We start from the raw sequence: 21,504 nt of genomic DNA, 5'->3' as shown, positions 1-21,504 counted from the left end.
TGCCATAACCGCTTGCTACCAAGGAAAACAAAATGAAATTGCCTATTCAAAAATTCATGATGCTGTTTGCAGCAGCAATATCGTTGCTGCAAATCCCCATTAGTCATGCGAACGGTTTGGATGCCCGTTTGCGCGATGATATGCAGGCAAAACACTACGAACCGGGTGGTAAATACCATCTGTTTGGTAATGGTCGCGGCAGTGTTAAAAATCGGGTTTACGCCGTCCAAACATTTGATGCAACTGCGGTCGGTCCCATACTGCCTATTACACACGAACGGACAGGATTTGAAGGTGTCATCGGTTATGAAACCCATTTTTCAGGACATGGACATGAAGTACACAGTCCGTTTGATCATCATGATTCAAAAAGCACTTCTGATTTCAGCGGCGGTGTAGACGGCGGTTTTACCGTTTACCAACTTCATCGGACAGGGTCGGAAATCCATCCGGAGGATGGATATGACGGGCCGCAAGGCAGCGATTATCCGCCCCCCGGAGGAGCAAGGGATATATACAGCTATTATGTCAAAGGAACTTCAACAAAAACAAAGACTAATATTGTTCCTCAAGCCCCATTTTCAGACCGTTGGCTAAAAGAAAATGCCGGTGCCGCCTCTGGTTTTTTCAGCCGTGCGGATGAAGCAGGAAAACTGATATGGGAAAGCGACCCCAATAAAAATTGGTGGGCTAACCGTATGGATGATGTTCGCGGCATCGTCCAAGGTGCGGTTAATCCTTTTTTAATGGGTTTTCAAGGAGTAGGGATTGGGGCAATTACAGACAGTGCGGTAAGCCCGGTCACAGATACAGCCGCGCAGCAGACTCTACAAGGTATTAATCATTTAGGAAATTTAAGTCCCGAAGCACAACTTGCTGCCGCGAGCCTATTACAGGACAGTGCTTTTGCGGTAAAAGACAGCATCAACTCTGCCAAACAATGGGCTGATGCCCATCCGAATATAACTGCAACAGCCCAAACTGCCCTTTCCGTAGCAGAGGCCGCAGGTACGGTTTGGAGAGGTAAAAAAGTAGAACTTAACCCGACTAAATGGGATTGGGTTAAAAATACCGGCTATAAAAAACCTGCTGCCCGCCATATGCAGACTGTAGATGGGGAGATGGCAGGAGGAAACAAGCCAGTTGTTAAATCTATCAGACCAACTACGCGAGATGAATTACGTCAAGCATTGCAAGAACAAGGTTTTAGACGTACTGGTTCAGATGCGGCTCAATATGAAACATGGAAAGGTCCTGATGGCGTGAAAATAGATATTCGTCCAAATGGAGAGGTTATAAGAACCCAAAGAGTGCCGCGAACCGATGGTGTACAGGGAAAATATCCGCAACGACAAGATTATGAAGGCAATCCATTGCCAAATAATCATCATCATTCTGGATATTTTGTCAAATGAAAAAAAATATTTTTCACAATGTAAGCCTTTATGAAATAATCTTTTCCGATAATGGAAATACCCTTACATTATCTTTTACAGATACAATTGAAGGTAATTATTTCGGATATATCAAATGCAGTAATATTTTGAATTTTAAATTAGATACAAATAATTTCGTAGATTATGAGGATAAGGAAGATAGCTTGTTTCCCTTGTTTATACCCGAAATAGAGCTATATAAATACCAATTTTATAGTGAAATTATTATTGATGTAGGGATTATTATAAAAATATCTGCTGAAACAATTAATTTTGAGCCACTGGGAAAATAGTAACTGCTTTCCCAGCAGCCGTAGCAACTGTATTTTTACCCGACGGGGTAAAAATACAGTTGCCACATCTCTGCGCAGCAGACTCTACAAGGTATTAATGATTTAGGAAATTTAAGTCCGGAAGCACAACTTGCTGCCGCGAGCCTATTACAAGACAGTGCTTTTGCGGTAAAAGACGGCATTAATTCCGCCAGACAATGGGCTGATGCCCATCCGAACATTACAGCTACTGCCCAAACTGCCCTTTCCGTAGCAGAGGCCGCAGGTACGGTTTGGAGAGGTAAAAAAGTAGAACTTAACCCGACCAAATGGGATTGGGTTAAAAATACCGGTTATAAAAAACCTGCTGCCCGCCCTATGCAGACTTTAGATGGGGAAATGGCCGGTGGGAATAAACCGCCTAAATCTATAACGTCTGGAGGAAAAGCCAATGCTGCAACTTATCCTCAATTAGTTAATCAATTAACTGGGCAAAACTTAAAAAACATTGCGGCTCAAGATCCAAGATTGAGTCTAGCTCTTCATAAGAGTGAAAAAAATTTTCCAATAGGAACTGCAACTTATGAAGAGGCAGATAGGCTAGGTAAAATTTGGGTTGGTGAGGGTGCAAGACAAACTAGTGGAGGCGGATGGTTAAGTATAGATGGCACTCGACAATATCGGCCACCAACAGAAAAAAATTTACAATTTGCAACTACAGGTATTCAAGCAAATTTTGAAACTTATACTATTGATTCAAATGGAAAAAGGAATAAAATTAAAAATGGACATTTAAATATTAGGTAATTATATGAGATTAAAATTAAAAAATTATGATTGTTCTGACTTTGATTTGGAAGATTTCCCACAAGACAAGTTAGAAAATTTTTGTATACTTTTGACATTATCAATAGGTTTTGATGAAAGTAATGGTGCTGATTATTTTTATGTTTATATATATAGCACTGAATGGTTACTTTCAAATATACATAGACCGATGTCATTAAAAAACTCAATTGTTACAAACCGTTTTAATATTGAACACATATTAAAATTGATAAATGATATATTGGAAATATGTAATTCAACGTCTGAAGATAAGTCTATATCAAATTTGGCAAAATATTTTGACTGGGAATTTGACGATTATAATCTAAATATCCAAGACTAAAGATGGTGGGACAGCATTTAGACCAAAAACAGGCAAACGGTATTTTGATGACGAATTAAAATAAAAGGAATTATTCATGAAATTAATTAATTTTGAAGGGAGTTTAGTTAAAATTAGTCTCGATAAAGATGAGTTGTATATTATTCAAGCAATTGTAGGAGAAATTTATTCAGGCGTATGCGTGGATTGTAGAGATTTTGAGATAATTCATGGTGTTGAAAAAATAAAGTTCTTCTTTTGGATAAAGAACTTAAAAAAATATATGATACTTGGGATAAATGTTAGCTAGGTAAGGTGGGCACTTGTTGCCCACCTTTTGCCGTATATTAAAAATCCTTTTCAGGCTGGAACTGGGTGGGCATCAATGCTAACCCTAATTGTGCTGATGAAACAGGAAAACTGATATGGGAAAACAACCCCAATAAAAATTGGTGGGCCAACCGTATGGATGATATTCGCGGCATCGTCCAAGGTGCGGTTAATCCTTTTTTAATGGGTTTTCAAGGAGTAGGGATTGGGGCAATTACAGACAGTGCGGTAAGCCCGGTCACAGATACAGCCGCTCAGCAGACTCTACAAGGTATTAATGATTTAGGAAATTTAAGTCCGGAAGCACAACTTGCTGCCGCGAGCCTATTACAGGACAGTGCTTTTGCGGTAAAAGACGGCATCAATTCCGCCAGACAATGGGCTGATGCCCATCCGAATATAACTGCAACAGCCCAAACTGCCCTTTCCGTAGCAAAGGCCGCAGGTACGGTTTGGAGAGGTAAAAAAGTAGAACTTAACCCGACTAAATGGGATTGGGTTAAAAATACCGGCTATAAAAAACCTGCTGTTCGCCCTATGCAGACTTTAGATGGGGAGATGGCAGGTGGGAATAAGCCAGCGAAGCAAGCTACTCCTAATGGCAAAGCTGGCGTTTCTACACAACAATCTTTGCAAAATGGTCTCGTTCCACAAAAAAATTATACGCATACTACCTATAATGGTGGATCAGCTATTACAGATGGCAAATATATTACTGACCCTCTCAGTATGGTACGACACAAACCTGATGCATCTAGTCTAGACAAGATAGATAGCAAAAGTTTATTTAAATCAGATGTTGATGCGGAAAAAGCTACATTAGATACTGCTAGATATGCAGATAAACATAATTTATGGGATAGTCAAAATAAGGCAAAAGTTCCAACGAACGACGTAGTTGGCTATACAGACGGAAAACCGACACATATAATTAACATTTATCGTAGAAAGCCGAATAAAGATGGGATTAGACCTGTGCATGGAACACCAGGTAAGGAACGTTGATTTATGAAAATTTATAATTTAGATAATATTATAACTTCATCAGCATTGAGTCTGTATAAATCCACTTGGGTTAAGTTAGATTTAATATCTTGTGCTAAATTTATCATAGAAGGAACGGATTTTACTTTTGATTGGGATGAAGGAATTGAAAATTGGATAGTTTTTTTTCATAAAAACAAAGTTATTGGTTATTTGTGTGCAAAATTACCTTTTGCTATATTAGACAACGAACAATTAAAAAATCAGCTATATCACAAATATCCTCATGTATTAACCTTACAAATTAAAAATATTGAAACTGAAAAAATATCTTTAAATGTAAACATTTGTAGATTAACGTTATGCCCATCATTTCATGATGAACATGATACACTTGTTTGTTCAGTGCAAGATTTTTATGTAAATACTGTTTAACTAGCAAGCGCAGGCTAGATTAAAACCTAATTCATTGATAAAAAAACATAAAACAAGCATCCTGAAATTTTTCAGGCTGCTTTTTTGTTGGGTTTGGTAACCCAATCTACTCGCTGAAAATTAGCAGAGGACGTAAATGGCTATTTATGACTTAAACGAAATCGTAACCCGTGCCGCATTAGGTATATATAAAGGAAAATGGCGAAACATGGATTTTGAGCAAGTTCTACAAAACATTGTTCAGCAACCGTAGGTCGGATTCTCGAATCCGACATTTTTCAACAGCGGCATTTCGGAAACGATAGACGCGTCAAATATTTTTGTCGGATACAAATATCCGACCTAGATCTCTACGCAGCAAACTTTACAAGATATTAGTGATTTAGGAAAATTAAGTCCGGAAGCACAACTTGCTGCCGCGAGCCTATTACAAGACAGTGCTTTTGCGGTAAAAGACGGCATCAATTCCGCCAGACAATGGGCTAATGCCCATCCGAATATAACTGCAACAGCCCAAACTGCCCTTTCCGTAGCAGAGGCCGCAGGTACGGTTTGGAGAGGTAAAAAAGTAGGACTTAACCCGACTAAATGGGATTGGGTTAAAAATATCGGCTATGAAACACCTGCTGCCCGCCATATGCAGACGTTGGACGGTGAGATGGTTGGTGGGAATAGACCGCCTAAATCTATAACGTCGGAAGGAAAAGCTAATGCTGCAACTTATCCTCAATTAGTTAATCAATTAACTGAGCAAAACTTAAAAAAACATTGCTGCACAAGATTCAAGGTTAGCAAGTGCTGTAAATGATTGGAAAACAATACAACCAAATAAAAAGGGAGAAATCAATTTTAGTATTGGTTCTGCAACTCGTCAAGAGGCTGAACAGTTAGGAAAAATTTGGGTTGGAGACGGAGCTAAGTCCATCTTGTCAAGGATGTATGTTAAGTGCAGATGGCACAAGGCTATATCGTCCTCCAACTACAAAATCAAACACCCCTGAATCACTTAACCCAACGGGAGTGCAAGCTAATTTTGTTACTAGAAGTGTTGATGGAAAAACCTTAACTAATGGACATTTGAATATAAAATGATTAAATTGGATTTAAAAAGCATAAATTTATATGATATTGATTTTGAAAAATTTACCCCCGAAATTCCAGATAATTTTCATAGATGGATAGATTTGGATATCGGAATCGAAGGAGAACAAGGCTCATCTATTTTTTCACTTTGCATTTGTTCTCCTAAATGGATTTCCCATCATTGTAATAAAGAAGGTTTTTTTTGGTCTAATGCATTAATATTAGAACAGTTTGATCATAAGATGATTAAAAGTGAAATTGATAAAATATTAGAATATTGCTCAAAAGAAACTTGGGATTTGACACTTTCAAACTTATTACGATTTTTTTCTTGGGAATTCGAAGATTACAATCCAAACACATAAGAGCAATTTGGGATGATAAGTCTGGAGCAATTGTAATTAGAGACCCAAATTCAAAAGATGGTGGAACTGCATTTAGACCAACCTTAGGCAAAACCTACTTTGATAAGCAAAAATAAAATTATTATGAATATAATCAATTACAAAGGTGATGACATTATTATTTCTTTAACAAGAGAAGAGCTTCAATTATTACGTTCCCTTGTTATTGAAATTTATGCAGGTGTTTGCATAGATGCAGAAGAATTTGAGATTGTGTCAGGAATTCGCAATCCTCAATTAGTGCAAGGGCTAGAACAACATTTAATTGAAGCATATAATTTAGTGGATACAATTTGACTCACTATAAATTTTCAGGCTGCCGGTTAAGGCAGCCTGAAAGCGGTAAAGCCGGGCTAATCGTGCTGGCATTGCTCGTAGATTTTGTTTTCGGGAAAAATATCGTTCCGCCACACATACCAGCCTTTTTTGCGCACACAGGCATCGGCTTCCCGGCCTCCGCCCGCTATGGGGTTGTAGCCGCAGGCGTACATATCATCGTCTTTTCTTTTATCCCTTAGCCCCATTTGCCTTAACATTTCTCGCTGCCTTTCTATGCTCTCACCTGGGGGGATATGAATGTCAGGATAAATTTTCCTTTCGTTGCACAATTTCCAGTCTAGGGCGGCATCGGGCGGTAGTCTGAACCCTTTAAAAGTGCAGCCGGCCACTAGGGCGGATAAGCTTAAGGCCAATACGGTTTTTATCATGGTTGTTTCTCCTGTTCGGTGGGTTGCGAATGGGGGTAGCCGTAAATGCGCTTGGTTTTCGGCATCACGCCGATATCTTCTTCCGTACGGTAGCCGTCTTTTACGCATTGTTTTCGGTCGATATCCCGCGTTTCAGGCTGCCTTTGCAGGCAGCCTGAAACGCGGAAAACAGCCTAGTCGTGCTGGCATTGTTCGTAGATTTTGTTTTCGGGATAGATATCTTTGCCCGAACGGTACCAGCCTTTCTTGCGCACGCAGGCATCGGCTCTTGACGTACCGCCGCCAATCGGGTCATAGCCGCAGGAAAACATATCGTCGAGCTTTCGCTGTCCATACAGATTCATCTGCCGCAGCATTTCATCACGCTTGGCTCTGCTGGCTTCCGGTGGAGTTTTTTTAGCAGGATAAATTTTGTCTTCGTTGCACAGTTTCCACCTGGCCGACGCATCGGGCGGCACACGGAAGCCGCTGCCGACGTTCAGGCAGCCTGAAAGCAGGACGCAGAGCATAAGGGGCAGTATCGGTTTGTTCATTTGGGGTCTCCTGATTGGGGATGGTTGGGATTGGTGCGGTGCTTTTGTTCATGCCCGTTAGGCTTTCAGGCTGCCTTTGCAGGCAGCCTGAAACGCGGAAAGCAGCCTAGTCGTGCTGGCATTGCTCGTAGATTTTGTTTTCGGGATAGGTATCTTTGCCCGAAGGGTACCAGCCTTTCTTGCGCACGCAGGCATCTTGCTCACTGTCTCCGCCGCCAATCGGGTCATAGCCGCAGGAAAACATATCGTCGAGCTTTCGCTGTCCATACAGATTCATCTGCCGCAGCATTTCATCACGCTTGGCTCTGCTGGCTTCCGGTGGAGTTTTTTTAGCAGGATAAATTTTGTCTTCGTTGCACAGCTCCCACCAGCCCGACGCATCGGGCGGCACACGAAAGCCGCTGCCGATGTTCAGGCAGCCTGAAAGCAGGACGCAGAGCATAAGGGACGGTATCAGTTTGTTCATTTGGGGTCTCCTGATTGGGGATGATTGGGATTGGTACGGTGGTTTTGCTGTTCGAGCAAATCATAAACGCTGATACGGTGAATGGTATTAATATCATTTCCTTTTTCGCCTTTTCCTTTTGTCCGGTAACCGTCATCGACACATTGCTTTGTGCCGACACCCGTGCAGTTGTGGGAAGAGGATTTGCCAACAAAGATGTCCACAATCGTCCGTATCCAGCCTCTATTTTGGGTATTGGTATCGATGGTGGAACGATTACGCCCTACCCAAGTGCCGACGATATCGCGGGCGGCGATTTCTGTGCCGATAGAGCGGTTTTTATTGCTTTCGTTCCGCTCTAAGCCTTGCAGATGGCTGAGGCGGCGGTCTGATTTTTGCAAATTGGCGGCCGCGCCGAGCATATCGACATCCAAATTCGGATATTCGCCCGCTTTGTTTTCGTGTTCCAATTTGCGCATCAGAAAGATAACCGAATTATATTTGAGATAGCTCCAAATTTGATAAGTTCTGTTAATAATGTCAATGCTGTCGGGGATAGTTTTTCTTTGCAAAGGTCTTGGATGGCACATTCCTACAAACCGTTTCTCTTACGGATTCAATCGGTTATTTCGCCCGTTTTCACTTGATGATTCCGGTTTTTTCAACCGCCGTTTTATATTTCTTCGTCAATAAACTCATCTTCATGCCGCAAGCTGCGGATAAAGGTTTCAAAATCGGGGGCAAGTTCGACGATTTCAAAATCCGATTCTTGTTCGACAAACACCACTTTCGGCTCGCCGTCTTTGCCGCACGCCCGATAGTCTAAGGCAAACAGGGCATGACCGCCTGACGGGTCGTTGGCAAAATACACGCCGATGGGCGGATATTCCCATTCTTCCAGCCAAAGTTTTTGCCCTGTTTCGCCGCACAAACTCCCTTCTTTTTCAAAACCGATTCCCGATACCTCGCAAATTTGCACATGATTTTCCGCCCACGAATTTCTCTGCGTGGTCGGAAAGCAGTTTTTGACAAATATTCCGCCGTTTTGTACTGCCATCAATTCAATAAAACTTTGCGGCAATTTATAGCCCAGTTCACTTTCTACGGCAGCCAAAATTTCAGGGGTAAACGGGGCTTCTTTGTAATTTTCATCCGCCCAACTGTCGGATTCCCATACGGAGGACAAATCAAAATCTTTAAAAACTTGGGACATAACGTTCTTCCTTATTGATTTCAGCTATAAACAGAGGGTTGGGTATTCATACCCGGCTTTTACCGTCCGTCATTCCCACGCAGGTGGGAATCTAGGACGTGGAATCTAAAGAAACCTTTTATCCGATAAGTTTCCGTGCCGAAAGGTCTGGATTCCCGCCTGCGCGGGAATGACGGCGGAGGTTTGGGCAAAATTGCCCTTCCCGTTTTCAGACGGCCTTTTGCCTTGTCCTTGCTACAGTTTTTTCCGTAGGTCGGATTCTCGAATCCGACATCTCCAACAGCGGTTTTTCGGAAACGATAAACGCGTCAAATGTTTTTTGTCGGATACAAGTATTCGGCCTGCATTTCAAATTTACATCGCTTCCAATTTCGCAAACTTGGTATCCAGCTCTTTCACACCCTGTTTGCCGAAGTTGATGGTCAGTCGGGCGGATTCGCCTTGGTCCACGGCATCGATGATGACGCCGGTGCCGAATTTGGCGTGGCGGACGTTTTGTCCGATGCGGAAGCCTGCGTAGGTTTGCGGCTGTTTGTAGTCGTCGATGATTTTATCTTTGGGCGCGGCGGTTGGGCGCGTGCTGCCGTAGCGGTCGTAGGCGTTTTTTTTGACTGACAGGTAGTGCAATACTTCGGGCGGGATTTCTTCGACGAAGCGGGAGACGATGCCGAATTGGGTTTGTCCGTGCAGCATTCTTTGTTGCGCCATGGTGATGTAGAGGCGTTTGCGGGCGCGGGTGATGGCGACGTACATGAGGCGGCGTTCTTCTTCGAGGCCGCCGCGTTCGGCAAGGCTCATTTCGCTGGGGAAGCGGCCTTCTTCCATGCCGGTGAGGAAGACGGCGTTGAATTCCAAGCCTTTGGCGGCGTGGACGGTCATCAGTTGTACGGCTTTTTCGCCCGCGCCTGCTTGGTTTTCGCCGGATTCGAGGGCGGCATTGCTTAGGAAGGCAAGGATGGGGAAGGCGGGGTCGTCTGAAATGTTTTCAGGCAGGGTTTCAAAGTTGCTGTCTTCGGGTTTGAACTCGATGGCGGCGTTGACGAGTTCGTCGAGGTTGTCGAGGCGGTCTTGGTTGTCGCCTTTTTGGGTGCGGTAGTGTTCGCTCAGGCCGCTGTCTTTGAGGATGCCGACGATGATTTCGGGCAAGGGCATTTGTCCGACTTGGTTACGCAGGGCTTCAATCAGGCGGACGAAGGCGGCGACTTTGGCGGCTTTCGCGCCGGCGTTGCAGGCGGCTTGCCAGAGGGAAACGCCTTGCTCTTGCGATGCCGTCTGAAGGTTCTCGACGGTGCGCGCGCCGATGCCGCGCGGTGGGAAGTTGATGACGCGCAAAAGGGCGTTGTCGTCGTCGGGATTGACGGCGAGGCGCAGGTAGGCGAGGGCATGTTTGATTTCTTGGCGTTCGTAAAAGCGCAGCCCGCCGTAGATTTTGTAGGGGATGCCGCTGCGGAACAGGCTTTGTTCGATGATGCGCGATTGGGCGTTGCTGCGGTAGAGGACGGCGATTTCGTCCAAATCCCAGCCCTCGCGCTCGAGGGCTTTGATTTCGTCAACGATGAATTGGGCTTCTTCGAGATCGGTAAAGGCGGAGTAGTAGCGGATTTTGTCGCCTGCTTCGGCGTCGGTACGCAGGTTTTTGCCGAGGCGTTCGTCGTTGTTTTCGATAACGGCGTTGGCGGCGGAGAGGATGTTGCCGACGGAGCGGTAGTTTTGTTCGAGTTTGACGGGTGCGTCGATGTGGAACTCTTCCATCAGCGCAGTCATATTGCCGACGTTCGCGCCACGGAAGCGATAAATACTTTGGTCGTCGTCGCCGACGGCAAACACTGCCGTGTTACCGCCCGCCATGAGTTTGAGCCACGCGTATTGCAGTTTGTTGGTGTCTTGGAACTCGTCGACCAGAATGTGGTTGAAGCGGTTTTGGTAGTGCTGACGCAGGATTTCGTTGCTTTGCAGCATTTCGTAGCTGCGGAGCATGAGTTCGGCAAAATCGACCACACCTTCGCGTTGGCAAATTTTGTCGTATTCGGCGTAGCACTCAATCATGCGGCGCGTGTGCGGATCGGGCGCGCTCAACACGGAAGCGCGCAAACCGGATTCTTTTTGCGCGTTGATAAAGCCTTGCAGCGAACGCGGCGCGATGATTTCTTCGGCGATGTTGAGGCTTTTGAACAGACGTTTGATCAGGGAAAGCTGGTCGCCGCTGTCGAGAATTTGAAAGGAAGACGGCAGGCCTGCGTCGCGGTGGTGCAGCCGTAGAAAACGGTGGCAGAGTCCGTGGAACGTGCCAAGCCACATGGCGCGGACGTTGACGGGAATCATCGCGCCCAAACGGGTTTGCATTTCTTTGGCGGCTTTGTTGGTAAACGTTACCGCCATAATGCTGTGCACGCTTGCCTGACCGGTTTGCAAAAGCCATGCGATACGCGTGGTCAGCACGCGCGTTTTGCCGCTGCCCGCGCCTGCCAGCACAAGAGCGGATTGCGGCGGCCAGGTTACGGCGGAAAGTTGTTCGGGGTTCAAGCCTTGCAGCAGGTTGGGGGCGGATTGGTCGGGAAACATAGGGATGCCGTCTGAAAAGTGGAATGCGCTATTTTAATAGAAACGGAAGGATGCCGTTTGAAAACAAAACAGAAACTGTACGATGGCGGTCGGCAGCGGCATAGGGCGGGTGCGCCGACATTATCTGAGTTGCAGCAGGTCTTTTCTAACCAGTTCTTCCAAAGGCATACCCAACGCATCGGCAATCTGACCCATCACATCAATGGAAACCGAACGGCTGCCGCGTTCTATTTCGCTGATATAGGTTTTGCTTACGCGTGCACTGAAAGCCAACTCTTCTTGAGAAAGCTCTTTCAAACGCCTGACCTGCCTCATATTTTGGGCGAAGATAAGGCGGTAGGGGTTTGGGGTGGTCGGTTTTTCCATGCAGGGAGTATGGAAAAATCCTAATATTCAAACAATAAACTATAGCTTGTTAAAATAAAACTATAGTTGAATAAATTTGTAAAATAGAATAATATTTCAAATGCAGCACATCAAAATTTTTTAAATTTTATTCAGAAGGGTAAAAAATGAGAGTAAACCGTATTGCTTTGATGTCGGTATCGGCAGCCCTCTTGGCTGCCTGCGCCACACCTTATATATAGTGGATTAAATTTAAATCAGGACAAGGCGACGAAGCCGCAGACAGTACAGATAGTACGGCAAGGCGAGGCAACGCCGTACTGGTTTAAATTTAATCCACTATCTATATATTGGCATAAGGACGGGGTCTCCAAGCAAGAGGCACTCGACCAATTGGGCTACTGCCGCAAGGATGTCGATGCAAACCGTTTGGAAAAACAGAAAGCCGCCAAGCTGGTTTTCTACTGCATGAAAGCCAACGGTTACAGCCTGATGAGGGGATACCGTTAAGCAGGCTCAAGACCGCCCGGCGACGGTTGGCACGCGGCCGGGCGCGGGGAAGCCTTATATATTGCACCCAGCCAAAGGGGCGCATTACTTTTTTTCCCGCAAATCCTGAAAACAAGGCGGTATCCGGATGGGTTTCAATCCCGCAACGGCGAGGAAAATATTTTGTATCCGATAGGGCGGTTTGCCGCCCGAACTTAGGAATAACCGCCTTGCAACAGCCGGAATCGTACCGATTGTTCAAACACCGCCGGAACAAACGGCTGGGTTTCAAAATAGTGCCGCGAAACAGGCTGGGGCGGATAAAGTTGTTTTAGTCCGAAAAATTAACAGACCATATTTTAATATAGTGTTGATAGATATAATTATCTTCAATGTATTCAATATGATAACTTTCTTCCCAACCGAAAAATAATTGTCTTTTCCCTTGCAGATAATTGAAATCGACAGATTACTAAAACACAACCAGTTAAAATAGCTTCAAATGATGGCAAAATGCGTATCCGGCATTTCAGACCGGCAAATCCGCACCATCTGAAAACACAGCCGGAGCCCGATGCCGTCTGAAACCCGAATTGTCGGGCTTCAGACGGCATGGGTCGGGTTTTGGGTTTCAACCGTCGCGCGCAACTAAATAGGTATCCAGGCTACGGCTTGCCGGTACCGATTTTGTGATAGCGCAAAAACAATTGAAAAAACAGTTAAAATTAAGACATTTTCCAATGCCTGCAAAAATTCCGTATCAAAAAATAACCACTGCACACAAGCTGATATAAATAATGATTTCAAAGCAATAAAAATGAGAAATCCAACCTTATCCAAATTTTCGTTATCGTCCCAAAATATGTTTGTCAACGGACACCATAAATACTTTGTCATTAACTTAGACATCCCAAAAATTGGAACATATAAGGTAAGCGTAATGAACCATACAAAAATATTAGCGTATCTTCCAGTCATTGAGATTTCAGGAAAATACATTCCAATATATTTGGCCTGACTCAAATAAAGCCGATTTGTACCAAAAGGGTCGTAGAATAAAATCGGCATAGGAAAAGATACCAAAATAATCAAATAAGTAAGTGTATAAAAAGACACTTCGCCAATAAATTTTTTTACTTCATACCTCCTCTTGGCTTTTATATCATTAGGATAAAACGACGTATCTTGAACAGGTATCCGATCAGAATTTCCAGATACCCATTCTTGACATTTATATCTGGATTTTTTCCATAAACCGGTAAATATACCTACAATAATAGCTGTAACAATACCGCAAACAATATTTAATACTATTGATTTCCAATCATTTGAATCAAGTATTTTACTTCCTTAAATTTTGATAAATCAAAACGTAACAGTTCAATACTTGTGCATTCTCAATGCGCCTCTTCCCAATTCTCCCCTACGCCAACCTCAGCCACCAGCGGTACATCCAATAATCCGCCGTCCACTTTCGCCATAATCTGCGGCAGTTTTTCTTTGACAAAATCCAGTTCGGTTTCACCGACTTCCAGCACCAGTTCGTCATGCACCTGCATGACCAGTTTGCTGCCGATGCCGTCTGAAAGCCAGTTTCGCACGTCTATCATGGCGCGTTTGATGAGGTCGGAGGCGGTGCCTTGCATGGGGGCGTTGATGGCGGCGCGTTCGGCTCCGGCGCGGGCGTTGGCGTTTTTGTTGCGGATGTCGGGCAGGTAGAGGCGGCGGCCGAACAGGGTTTCGACGAAGCCTTGGGCGGCGGCTTGTTCTTTGGTGCACTGCATGTATTCGGCGACGCCGGGGTAGCGGGCGAAGTAGCGGTCGATAAAGTTTTTGGCGGAGATGTTGTCTATGCCCAGCGATTTGGCAAGGCCGTATTGCCCCATGCCGTAAATCAGGCCGAAGTTGATGGTTTTGGCGTAGCGGCGTTGTTCGGGCGAGACGTTCTCGGGGTCGATGCCGAATACTTCGGCGGCGGTGCGGCGGTGGACGTCTTCGCCGTTTTGGAACGCGGCGATGAGGGTTTTGTCGCCGGAAAGATGCGCCATGATGCGCAGCTCGATTTGGGAATAGTCGGCGGAAACGATGACGCTGCCTTGCGGTGCGGTGAAGGCGCGGCGCACGCGGCGGCCTTCGGCGGTGCGGATGGGGATGTTTTGCAGGTTGGGGTTGTTGCTGGCGAGGCGGCCGGTGATGGCGACGGCTTGGGCATAGGTGGTATGCACGCGGCCGTCTTTGGGCGAAATCATTTCGGGCAGTTTGTCGGTGTAGGTGGATTTGAGCTTCGCCAGGCTGCGGTTTTGCAGGATGATTTTGGGCAGGGGGTAGTCGGGCGCGAGCTGTTCGAGCACGGCTTCGTTGGTAGAAATGCCGCCTTTGGCGGTTTTTTTCAGGCCTTTGGTGGGGATGCCCATTTTGTCGAACAGGATTTCTTGTAGCTGTTTGGGCGAGTTGAGGTTGAACGGCTGGCCTGCGACTGCGTAGGCTTCTTGTTCGAGTTTCATCAGCTCGGTGCCGAGTTCCGCGCTTTGGCGGGCGAGTTCGGCGCGGTCGATTTGCACGCCGTTGCGTTCCATTTCAAACAATACCTGCGCGACGGGCAACTCCATTTTTTCATACATTTCAAGCTGTTTGGCGTCCATTTGCGCGCGCAGGTGCGCTTCGAGGCGCAGGGCGAAATCGGCGTCTTGGGCGGCGTATTCGGTCGCCTGCCCGATGGCGACGTCGGCAAAACCGATTTGTTTCGCGCCTTTGCCGCACAGCGATTCGTAGGTAATGGTTTCCAAGCCCAGCCAGCGTTCGGACAATTCGTCCAAGCCGTGTCCGAGATGGCTCTCGATGATATAGGAAGCGAGCATGGCGTCGCCGGCAATGCCGTTCAGGGCGATGCCGTAGTTGGCGAAAACGTGTTGGTCGTATTTGAGGTTTTGCCCGATTTTTTTCAGGGCGGGATTTTCCAAATGCGGTTTCAGACGATCTAATACGTCTTGCAAATCAAGCTGTTCGGGCGCGGCGGTCAGGCTGTGTCCTACGGGAATGTAAACCGCTTCGCCTGCTTGGAACGCGATGCTGATGCCGACCAGCGCGGCGTTCATCGCGTCTAGGGACGTGGTTTCCGTATCGATGCCGATTTTGTCCACTTGCGACAGTTTGTCTAACAAAGCGGCAAACTGCGCTTCGGTGGTAACGGCTTGATAATCCAGCTTTTCGGGCGCAACGGCTTTTTCAGGTAGCCTTTCAGACGGCATCTCCGCATTCAAAGCCGCCTGCTCGCCGATGCTGTCGCTGCCGAACAAATCATCGGTCGATCCGGTATTCATGTTTGATTCCGCTTCTTTCAGCCAGGTGCGGAAGCCCCAGCGTTTGAAATCGACAACCAGTTGCGCCCATTTCGGCGCGGTACGGCGCAGGCTTTCGATGCCGTCTGAAAGTTCGGTGTGCAAGTCCACATCGGTTTTAATCGTCACCAAATCATACGACAGCGGCAGGCGCGGCAGGGCGGCACGCAGATTCTCGCCCACTTTGCCCTTGATTTCCGCCGCGTGTTCCATCACGCCCGCCAGCGAGCCGTAGGCTTCCAGCCATTTCACCGCCGTTTTCGGGCCGCATTTTTCCACGCCTGGAACGTTGTCCACCTTGTCGCCCATCAGCGCGAGATAATCGCGGATTTGGTCGGGACGCACGCCGAATTTTTCTTTTACACCCTCAATGTCCAGCGTTTCGCCGCTCATCGTGTTCACCAGCGTTACGCGTTCGTTCACCAACTGCGCCATGTCCTTATCGCCGGTGGACACCACCACATTCCAACCTGCTTCGCCTGCCATTGCCGCCAGCGTGCCAATCACGTCATCCGCTTCGACTTGCGGAATCACCAGCACCGGCCAGCCCATCAACCGCACCAAATCCGGCAAGGCTTCCGCCTGCGGGCGCAAATCGTCCGGCATCGGCGGACGCGTCGCCTTGTAGTCGGAGAACATCTCGTGGCGGAAATTCTTGCCCTTCGCATCAAACACCACCGCGCAATAATCATGCACATAATCCGCCCGCAACCGGCGCAGCATGTTCAACACACCATACATCGCGCCCGTCGGCGCACCATCGGGCGCGGTCAACTGTGCCATCGCGTGATACGCGCGGTAAAGATAAGAAGAGCCGTCAACAAGGAGAAGGGTGTGAATGGTTGCCATGATAGTATCTGCTGATGAGAAAATAAAAATGACCTAATTATAAGGGATAATCAAAATGCCGTCTGAAAGCCCATTTCAGACGGCATTTGAATCTAGCCTGCCTTATCTGCCCAAATATTTTGCCCAATTGAGATACAGCCGGGCAATATTTTCTTCATAGCTGTGGGCAGAAGGAATATAACCGTCTTTAGGCGGCATATATCTGACAAATGATTCTATTTCTTCCGGATAATCGAAATCTGCATAAATTTTTTCAACTTCCCCCAAAGGGTCGTCAAATTCTTCTTTTCTATGGAATACATCGCTTAAGAGGACGTACAGCCAATTTTTAGGGGAATAATCCCTCATTTCCGAAGCCAAATCTTCCAGAACAGGCTTTAATTCAAGAATATTGGATTTGTTGATTAAAGATAGCTTGAACACGCGTTCATCATGATCTGAAAGCGTCATTTTCCGGGCATAAGCTACTACATCAGCCCAACCCAAGTATTTATTCTCATATCCCCACAGAATATTCTTCCAAGAAAGGCGGACTTTTTGCGCGGTTAAATCAAGGTTCATTTTGCTTACTTTGTTCTCACGCATCGGTTTGCCTGCCCCGTCATTCCGCCCCTTCCGATTATGCCTGTTACGAAAAGTCTTCCAAATGACGGCTGATTGCCTCTTCAACAGTCGGATGCCAATCCATAAATGAAGCCTGCAATTCCTCTAAAACCAACTCATTGAATAAATCATCCAAATTCCTCCAATCCATTTTTTCATCCAGATAGATGAAATTTGCCATAACGACAGTATGTTTGTTTTGGGAATAATCCGATAAGGCGCAAATCATCAGATACCGCCCCGAATGCTCCAGATAAAAAATTCTTTTTTCCAAGGGAAACCAATTATTCCGTTGCCCGTTTTCCATTTTTCATCCTTTTTAACGTATCGGCTTCCGCGTCCTTCAAATTGGATTACCTGCCTTCCTCCAAGCCAACGCCCGCGCCCTTTTTATCATTTGAATAAGGGACTTTCAAAGGGCGGCAGGCGGAAAAAGGAAATGAAAATGCCGTCTGAACGGCAAAACGTGCTTTCAGACGGCATTTTGAGCGGGACGCATCATCGCGCCAAAGCCTTCAAACATTCTTTGACCAATGCCGGACCTTTGTATATCAATCCGCTGTACACCTGGACGGCAGTTGCACCGAGGCGGATTTTCTCTGCCGCATCCTTGCCGTTCATGATGCCGCCTACACCGATAATCGGCAGCTTGCCGTCGATATGGTCTGCCAACAGCTTCAACACCCGATTACTTTTTTCATGAACGGGCAGCCCGCTCAAACCGCCCTGCTCGCCTGCGAGCGGATGGCTGCCTAGGCTTGATTTGTCGATGGTGGTGTTGGTAGCGATGATGCCGTCCATTTCAACGGATTTGACAACGTGGGCGATGTCTTCGATTTGTGCTTCATCCAAATCGGGGGCGATTTTGACGGCGAGCGGAACGTATTTCCCGTATACAGAGGCAAGCTGTGCCTGTTTGTTTTTCAAAGCCTCAAGCAATGCGCTCAACTCGTCGCCACCTTGCAGCGCGCGGAGGTTTTTGGTGTTGGGCGAGGAAATATTGACGGTAATGTAACTTGCGTGTGCGTAGGCTTTTTCGAGGCAGATTAAATAATCATCGGCAGCATTTTCGATAGGTGTTACGGCGTTTTTGCCGATGTTGATGCCCAATACGCCACTGAATTTACTTTTTTCGATGTTGCGTATCATGGTGTCGATACCGTGGTTGTTGAAACCCATGCGGTTAATGATGCCTTGGTGTTCGGGAACTCGGAAGAGGCGCGGCTGCGGGTTGCCGGGCTGCGGTTTGGGCGTTACCGTGCCGATTTCGATGAAACCGAAGCCGAGCGCGGCCAAAGCATCTATGTATCCGCCGTTTTTGTCGAGACCTGCGGCAAGTCCGACAGGGTTGGGCAAATCCATGCCCATCAGTTTTACAGGTTTGGTACGGTTGTCGGTTACGGGAATCAGACCCAATTTATAAACCATGTTGAGCGCGTCGAGCGTGAAGTGGTGGGCTTTCTCGGCATCGAGTGCAAACAGGATGCGGCGGGCAAGTGGATACATGACAGGGCTTTCTGCTTCAGATGGAAATGCCGTCATTTTAACCGAAATCCCGCCAAACATACGGCACACAGGTCAAACTTGAACGACAAAACCCGCCGCACCCAAAAATGTACAAATCCGCAAATATTGATATAATAGGCATTAGATAGAAAACTCTATTAAAAGTCGGTACAATACCACCGATTTATTTCCCTTAAACAACCTGCCGCAAGGCATAAAGGAACGACTGATATGTCAAACATCGAACAACAAGTTAAAAAAATTGTTGCTGAACAACTGGGCGTAAACGAAGCCGACGTGAAAAACGAATCTTCCTTCCAAGACGACTTGGGCGCGGATTCTTTGGACACCGTGGAGCTGGTTATGGCTTTGGAAGAAGCCTTCGGCTGCGAAATCCCCGACGAAGATGCCGAAAAAATCACCACCGTCCAACTGGCTATCGACTACATCAATGCCCACAACGGCTAATCGGTCGTCGCCCGACACAACAGCCTCTGCTGCACCGCGCAATAGAGGCTTTTCCCTTATATGGCAAACTGTTTGAACCCCTGCCGCAAATTTCAGACGGCATCTGCACGACAGCCGCATATGCCCCCATTCCGACAACCAACAGCGAGGTTATCATGAGTCAGAGAAGAGTAGTCATTACAGGCTTAGGTCAGGTTTCCCCTGTCGGCAACACTGTCGCAGAGGCTTGGGACAACCTGCTCGCCGGCAAAAGCGGCATCGGCGCGATTACCCGCTTTGACGCATCCGACATCAACAGCCGTGTCGCCGGCGAAGTCCACGGTTTCGACATCGGACAATACATCAGCGCGAAAGAAGCGCGCCGGATGGACGTGTTCATCCACTACGGCATCGCCGCCGCGCTTCAGGCAATCGCCGATTCGGGTTTGGACGATGTGGAAAACCTCGATAAAGACCGCGTCGGCGTGAACATCGGTTCCGGCATCGGCGGACTGCCCAGCATCGAGGCCACCGGCAAAGCCGTAATCGAAGGCGGCGCGCGCAAAATCAATCCTTTCTTTATCCCCGGTTCGCTGATTAACCTGATTTCCGGACACGTTACCATCCTCAAAGGCTACCGCGGCCCCAGCTACGGGATGGTTTCCGCCTGCACCACCGGCGCGCACTCCATCGGCGACTCCGCCCGACTGATTAAATACGGCGACGCGGACATAATGGTTGCAGGCGGTGCCGAAGGCGCGATTAGCACTTTGGGCGTAGGCGGTTTTGCTGCGATGAAAGCCCTCTCCACCCGCAACGACGACCCCGCCACCGCTTCCCGTCCGTGGGACAAAGGCCGCGACGGCTTCGTTATCGGCGAAGGCGCGGGCGTATTGGTGTTGGAAGAATTGGAACACGCCAAAAAACGCGGCGCGAAAATCTACGCCGAAATCGTCGGCTTCGGGATGAGTTCCGATGCCTACCACATTACCGCGCCGAACGAAGAAGGCCCTGCGCTCGCCGTTACCCGCGCACTGAAAGATGCCGGACTGAATCCCGAAGACGTGGATTACGTCAACGCACACGGCACGTCCACCCCCTTGGGCGATGCCAACGAAACCAAAGCCCTCAAACGCGCTTTGGGAGAACACGCCTACAAAACCATCGTCAGCTCGACCAAATCCATGACCGGCCACCTGCTCGGCGCGGCGGGCGGCGTGGAGGCCGTGTACAGCATTTTGGCGATACATGACGGCAAAATCCCGCCGACCATCAACATTTTTGAACAAGACGTTGAAGCCGGCTGCGATTTGGACTACTGCGCCAACGAAGCGCGCGACGCGGAAATCGACATCGCCATCTCCAACTCCTTCGGCTTCGGCGGCACCAACGGCACGCTGGTGTTCAAACGCTTCAAAGGCTGATTCCGCAAAGCTGCCGCCGACATCGAAATGCCGTCTGAAACCGTTTCAGACGGCATTTTCAAAACACCCCTCCCGTTACCGGCACTTCGCGGCACACAAGGCAGCCTTATAATACGCAGGCAAACCCAAGCCCTGCCGGATTGCGGGACGAAACCCTGCCGTAGCAGACCGTATTTCCAATCATATATTCAAGGTATCCGCCTTATGAAAATCGTCTTTATCACCACAGTCGCATCCAGCATTTACGGTTTCCGCGCCCCCGTCATTAAAAAATTAATCGGCAAAAACCATCAGGTGTATGCCTTTGTATCGGAGTTTTCCGATAATGAATTGGATATTATCAGGGAAATGGGGGTTACACCCGTTACCTACCGTTCAAACCGCAGCGGGCTGAACCCGTTTTCCGATATAAAATCCACCTTCCTCATCTTTAAAGAACTCAAAAAAATATCGCCGGATTTGGTTTTCCCTTATTTCGCAAAACCCGTGATTTTCGGCACTTTTGCCGCAAAACTGGCAGGCGTGCCCAGAATCGTCGGGATGCTGGAAGGTTTGGGATTCGCATTTACCCCGCAGCCGGAAGGCATACCGTTAAAAACAAAAATCATAAAGGGGATTTTGATTGCCTTATACCGCATTGCCCTGCCGATGTTGGAAAGCCTGATTGTATTAAACCCCGACGACAAAGACGAACTGACGGACAAATACGGCATCAAAATAAAAAACATCCATATTTTGGGCGGAATCGGTCTGGATTTGCGGCAATATCCTTATTCCGAGGCGGATATTCCCGATGAAAAAGAACCCGTAAAATTTCTCTTTATCGGCAGATTTCTGAAAGAAAAAGGGATTGATGATTTTATTCGGGCGGCGGAACAGGTTAAGGACAAATACCCCGATACAGTTTTTACCGCTTTGGGCGCAATCGACAAATCACGCGGGGGGGGGG

23 protein-coding genes and 4 pseudogenes are annotated in these 21,504 nt (G+C 47.3%); 15 read left to right on the top strand and 12 right to left on the bottom strand.

Annotated elements, in window-relative coordinates; genetic code table 11:
- Positions 1 to 32: 32 nt before the first annotated feature.
- The 11 genes and pseudogenes from mafB to Q9J80_RS08495 all read left to right on the top strand — a co-directional run bounded on the left by mafB (position 33) and on the right by Q9J80_RS08495 (position 6,391).
- Entirely contained in the window at positions 33 to 1,415 is a 1,383-nt protein-coding gene (mafB, locus tag Q9J80_RS08545; RefSeq protein WP_301673905.1) for a polymorphic toxin MafB class 3, read from the top strand.
- A complete protein-coding gene (locus Q9J80_RS08540; protein ID WP_002215112.1) occupies positions 1,412 to 1,729 on the top strand; it encodes a hypothetical protein in 318 nt (105 codons plus the stop codon). Before mafB ends, Q9J80_RS08540 begins: the two co-directional genes overlap by 4 nt.
- Before the next feature lie 69 nt (positions 1,730 to 1,798).
- Positions 1,799 to 2,140, top strand: a pseudogene (locus Q9J80_RS08535) (MafB family polymorphic toxin); the annotation flags it as partial.
- Positions 2,138 to 2,515 carry a hypothetical protein gene (locus tag Q9J80_RS08530; RefSeq protein ID WP_373325241.1) on the top strand — a complete coding sequence of 126 codons (378 nt, stop codon included), beginning with the start codon at positions 2,138 to 2,140 and terminating at the stop codon, positions 2,513 to 2,515. The pseudogene Q9J80_RS08535 and the gene Q9J80_RS08530, both read left to right, overlap by 3 nt.
- Before the next feature lie 4 nt (positions 2,516 to 2,519).
- Positions 2,520 to 2,879, top strand: coding sequence for an immunity 8 family protein (locus Q9J80_RS08525; RefSeq protein WP_002218298.1), 360 nt, complete (start codon positions 2,520 to 2,522; stop codon positions 2,877 to 2,879).
- A 76-nt stretch (positions 2,880 to 2,955) separates the two neighbouring features.
- Entirely contained in the window at positions 2,956 to 3,168 is a 213-nt protein-coding gene (locus tag Q9J80_RS08520; RefSeq protein WP_301673904.1) for a hypothetical protein, read from the top strand.
- 92 nt (positions 3,169 to 3,260) lie between these two features.
- Positions 3,261 to 4,193 (top strand): annotated as a pseudogene (locus Q9J80_RS08515) (MafB family polymorphic toxin); the annotation flags it as partial.
- 3 nt (positions 4,194 to 4,196) lie between these two features.
- The gene (locus Q9J80_RS08510) at positions 4,197 to 4,607 is read left to right on the top strand and encodes a hypothetical protein (RefSeq protein WP_002224186.1); all 411 of its coding nucleotides are present in this window, start codon (positions 4,197 to 4,199) and stop codon (positions 4,605 to 4,607) included.
- Between the two features lie 349 nt (positions 4,608 to 4,956).
- Positions 4,957 to 5,298: pseudogene (locus Q9J80_RS08505) on the top strand (MafB family polymorphic toxin); the annotation flags it as partial.
- A gap of 397 nt (positions 5,299 to 5,695) precedes the next feature.
- The gene (locus Q9J80_RS08500) at positions 5,696 to 6,055 is read left to right on the top strand and encodes an immunity 8 family protein (RefSeq protein WP_301673903.1); all 360 of its coding nucleotides are present in this window, start codon (positions 5,696 to 5,698) and stop codon (positions 6,053 to 6,055) included.
- 123 nt (positions 6,056 to 6,178) lie between these two features.
- Entirely contained in the window at positions 6,179 to 6,391 is a 213-nt protein-coding gene (locus tag Q9J80_RS08495; RefSeq protein WP_301673902.1) for a hypothetical protein, read from the top strand.
- A gap of 56 nt (positions 6,392 to 6,447) precedes the next feature.
- Here the strand turns inward: Q9J80_RS08495 and Q9J80_RS08490 are convergent, their stop codons facing one another.
- The 7 genes from Q9J80_RS08490 to Q9J80_RS08460 all read right to left on the bottom strand — a co-directional run bounded on the left by Q9J80_RS08490 (position 6,448) and on the right by Q9J80_RS08460 (position 11,920).
- A complete protein-coding gene (locus Q9J80_RS08490; RefSeq protein ID WP_301673901.1) occupies positions 6,448 to 6,801 on the bottom strand; it encodes a hypothetical protein in 354 nt (117 codons plus the stop codon).
- Positions 6,802 to 6,974: 173 nt separating this feature from the next.
- The gene (locus tag Q9J80_RS08485) at positions 6,975 to 7,334 is read right to left on the bottom strand and encodes a hypothetical protein (RefSeq protein ID WP_301673900.1); all 360 of its coding nucleotides are present in this window, start codon (positions 7,332 to 7,334) and stop codon (positions 6,975 to 6,977) included.
- Positions 7,335 to 7,440: 106 nt separating this feature from the next.
- Positions 7,441 to 7,800: a hypothetical protein gene (locus Q9J80_RS08480; RefSeq protein ID WP_107818486.1), complete on the bottom strand. Its 360-nt coding sequence runs from the start codon at positions 7,798 to 7,800 to the stop codon at positions 7,441 to 7,443.
- On the bottom strand, positions 7,797 to 8,258 hold the full coding sequence (locus tag Q9J80_RS08475; RefSeq protein ID WP_301673899.1) for a hypothetical protein: 462 nt from the start codon (positions 8,256 to 8,258) through the stop codon (positions 7,797 to 7,799). The genes Q9J80_RS08480 and Q9J80_RS08475 overlap by 4 nt, the downstream gene beginning before the upstream one ends.
- 194 nt (positions 8,259 to 8,452) lie before the next feature.
- Positions 8,453 to 8,992, bottom strand: a complete 540-nt coding sequence (locus Q9J80_RS08470) for an SMI1/KNR4 family protein (RefSeq protein WP_003709240.1) — start codon at positions 8,990 to 8,992, stop codon at positions 8,453 to 8,455.
- Between the two features lie 354 nt (positions 8,993 to 9,346).
- Complete coding sequence (gene uvrD / locus Q9J80_RS08465; RefSeq protein ID WP_301673898.1) at positions 9,347 to 11,554, bottom strand: DNA helicase II; 2,208 nt, start codon at positions 11,552 to 11,554, stop codon at positions 9,347 to 9,349.
- A 120-nt stretch (positions 11,555 to 11,674) separates the two neighbouring features.
- Positions 11,675 to 11,920: a helix-turn-helix domain-containing protein gene (locus tag Q9J80_RS08460; RefSeq protein ID WP_003753308.1), complete on the bottom strand. Its 246-nt coding sequence runs from the start codon at positions 11,918 to 11,920 to the stop codon at positions 11,675 to 11,677.
- A 216-nt stretch (positions 11,921 to 12,136) separates the two neighbouring features.
- Between Q9J80_RS08460 and Q9J80_RS08455 the strand changes: the two are divergent.
- Positions 12,137 to 12,247 (top strand): annotated as a pseudogene (locus tag Q9J80_RS08455) (IS5/IS1182 family transposase); the annotation flags it as partial.
- A 789-nt stretch (positions 12,248 to 13,036) separates the two neighbouring features.
- Here Q9J80_RS08455 and Q9J80_RS08450 read toward each other — a convergent pair.
- From Q9J80_RS08450 to Q9J80_RS08430, 5 genes are all read right to left on the bottom strand, one after another.
- A complete protein-coding gene (locus tag Q9J80_RS08450; protein WP_301668832.1) occupies positions 13,037 to 13,456 on the bottom strand; it encodes a hypothetical protein in 420 nt (139 codons plus the stop codon).
- Between the two features lie 329 nt (positions 13,457 to 13,785).
- Positions 13,786 to 16,575 (bottom strand): DNA polymerase I, encoded by a 2,790-nt coding sequence (polA, locus tag Q9J80_RS08445; protein ID WP_301673897.1) that lies wholly within the window; start codon positions 16,573 to 16,575, stop codon positions 13,786 to 13,788.
- Positions 16,576 to 16,677: 102 nt separating this feature from the next.
- A complete protein-coding gene (locus Q9J80_RS08440) occupies positions 16,678 to 17,136 on the bottom strand; it encodes a DUF2247 family protein (protein WP_301673947.1) in 459 nt (152 codons plus the stop codon).
- 67 nt (positions 17,137 to 17,203) lie between these two features.
- Complete coding sequence (locus tag Q9J80_RS08435) at positions 17,204 to 17,485, bottom strand: hypothetical protein (RefSeq protein ID WP_301673896.1); 282 nt, start codon at positions 17,483 to 17,485, stop codon at positions 17,204 to 17,206.
- A 191-nt stretch (positions 17,486 to 17,676) separates the two neighbouring features.
- Complete coding sequence (locus Q9J80_RS08430) at positions 17,677 to 18,684, bottom strand: quinone-dependent dihydroorotate dehydrogenase (RefSeq protein ID WP_301673895.1); 1,008 nt, start codon at positions 18,682 to 18,684, stop codon at positions 17,677 to 17,679.
- A gap of 231 nt (positions 18,685 to 18,915) precedes the next feature.
- On the opposite strand from Q9J80_RS08430, the gene acpP reads away from it, so the two are divergent.
- From acpP to Q9J80_RS08415, 3 genes are all read left to right on the top strand, one after another.
- Positions 18,916 to 19,152: an acyl carrier protein gene (gene acpP, locus Q9J80_RS08425; protein ID WP_002215574.1), complete on the top strand. Its 237-nt coding sequence runs from the start codon at positions 18,916 to 18,918 to the stop codon at positions 19,150 to 19,152.
- 155 nt (positions 19,153 to 19,307) lie between these two features.
- On the top strand, positions 19,308 to 20,555 hold the full coding sequence (fabF, locus tag Q9J80_RS08420; protein ID WP_301673894.1) for a beta-ketoacyl-ACP synthase II: 1,248 nt from the start codon (positions 19,308 to 19,310) through the stop codon (positions 20,553 to 20,555).
- A gap of 204 nt (positions 20,556 to 20,759) precedes the next feature.
- The coding region (locus tag Q9J80_RS08415) for a glycosyltransferase family 4 protein (RefSeq protein ID WP_238004401.1) at positions 20,760 to 21,504 on the top strand (745 nt) is incomplete at its 3' end.

The organism is Neisseria blantyrii, from assembly GCF_962747855.1.
Classification (GTDB): Bacteria; Pseudomonadota; Gammaproteobacteria; order Burkholderiales; family Neisseriaceae; genus Neisseria; species Neisseria viridiae.
This window is presented reverse-complemented; position numbering and strand designations above follow the sequence as displayed.

Excerpts from the sequence above, each read along its gene's own strand:
- mafB (WP_301673905.1), top strand. The coding sequence starts at position 33 with ATGAAATTGCCTATTCAAAAATTCATGATGCTGTTTGCAGCAGCAATA.
- Q9J80_RS08540 (WP_002215112.1), top strand. The coding sequence starts at position 1,412 with ATGAAAAAAAATATTTTTCACAATGTAAGCCTTTATGAAATAATCTTT.
- Q9J80_RS08525 (WP_002218298.1), top strand. The coding sequence starts at position 2,520 with ATGAGATTAAAATTAAAAAATTATGATTGTTCTGACTTTGATTTGGAA.
- Q9J80_RS08520 (WP_301673904.1), top strand. The coding sequence starts at position 2,956 with ATGAAATTAATTAATTTTGAAGGGAGTTTAGTTAAAATTAGTCTCGAT.
- Q9J80_RS08510 (WP_002224186.1), top strand. The coding sequence starts at position 4,197 with ATGAAAATTTATAATTTAGATAATATTATAACTTCATCAGCATTGAGT.
- Q9J80_RS08500 (WP_301673903.1), top strand. The coding sequence starts at position 5,696 with ATGATTAAATTGGATTTAAAAAGCATAAATTTATATGATATTGATTTT.
- Q9J80_RS08495 (WP_301673902.1), top strand. The coding sequence starts at position 6,179 with ATGAATATAATCAATTACAAAGGTGATGACATTATTATTTCTTTAACA.
- Q9J80_RS08490 (WP_301673901.1), bottom strand. The coding sequence starts at position 6,801 with ATGATAAAAACCGTATTGGCCTTAAGCTTATCCGCCCTAGTGGCCGGC.
- Q9J80_RS08485 (WP_301673900.1), bottom strand. The coding sequence starts at position 7,334 with ATGAACAAACCGATACTGCCCCTTATGCTCTGCGTCCTGCTTTCAGGC.
- Q9J80_RS08480 (WP_107818486.1), bottom strand. The coding sequence starts at position 7,800 with ATGAACAAACTGATACCGTCCCTTATGCTCTGCGTCCTGCTTTCAGGC.
- Q9J80_RS08475 (WP_301673899.1), bottom strand. The coding sequence starts at position 8,258 with ATGCGCAAATTGGAACACGAAAACAAAGCGGGCGAATATCCGAATTTG.
- Q9J80_RS08470 (WP_003709240.1), bottom strand. The coding sequence starts at position 8,992 with ATGTCCCAAGTTTTTAAAGATTTTGATTTGTCCTCCGTATGGGAATCC.
- uvrD (WP_301673898.1), bottom strand. The coding sequence starts at position 11,554 with ATGTTTCCCGACCAATCCGCCCCCAACCTGCTGCAAGGCTTGAACCCC.
- Q9J80_RS08460 (WP_003753308.1), bottom strand. The coding sequence starts at position 11,920 with ATGGAAAAACCGACCACCCCAAACCCCTACCGCCTTATCTTCGCCCAA.
- Q9J80_RS08450 (WP_301668832.1), bottom strand. The coding sequence starts at position 13,456 with ATGCCGATTTTATTCTACGACCCTTTTGGTACAAATCGGCTTTATTTG.
- polA (WP_301673897.1), bottom strand. The coding sequence starts at position 16,575 with ATGGCAACCATTCACACCCTTCTCCTTGTTGACGGCTCTTCTTATCTT.
- Q9J80_RS08440 (WP_301673947.1), bottom strand. The coding sequence starts at position 17,136 with ATGAACCTTGATTTAACCGCGCAAAAAGTCCGCCTTTCTTGGAAGAAT.
- Q9J80_RS08435 (WP_301673896.1), bottom strand. The coding sequence starts at position 17,485 with ATGGAAAACGGGCAACGGAATAATTGGTTTCCCTTGGAAAAAAGAATT.
- Q9J80_RS08430 (WP_301673895.1), bottom strand. The coding sequence starts at position 18,684 with ATGTATCCACTTGCCCGCCGCATCCTGTTTGCACTCGATGCCGAGAAA.
- acpP (WP_002215574.1), top strand. The coding sequence starts at position 18,916 with ATGTCAAACATCGAACAACAAGTTAAAAAAATTGTTGCTGAACAACTG.
- fabF (WP_301673894.1), top strand. The coding sequence starts at position 19,308 with ATGAGTCAGAGAAGAGTAGTCATTACAGGCTTAGGTCAGGTTTCCCCT.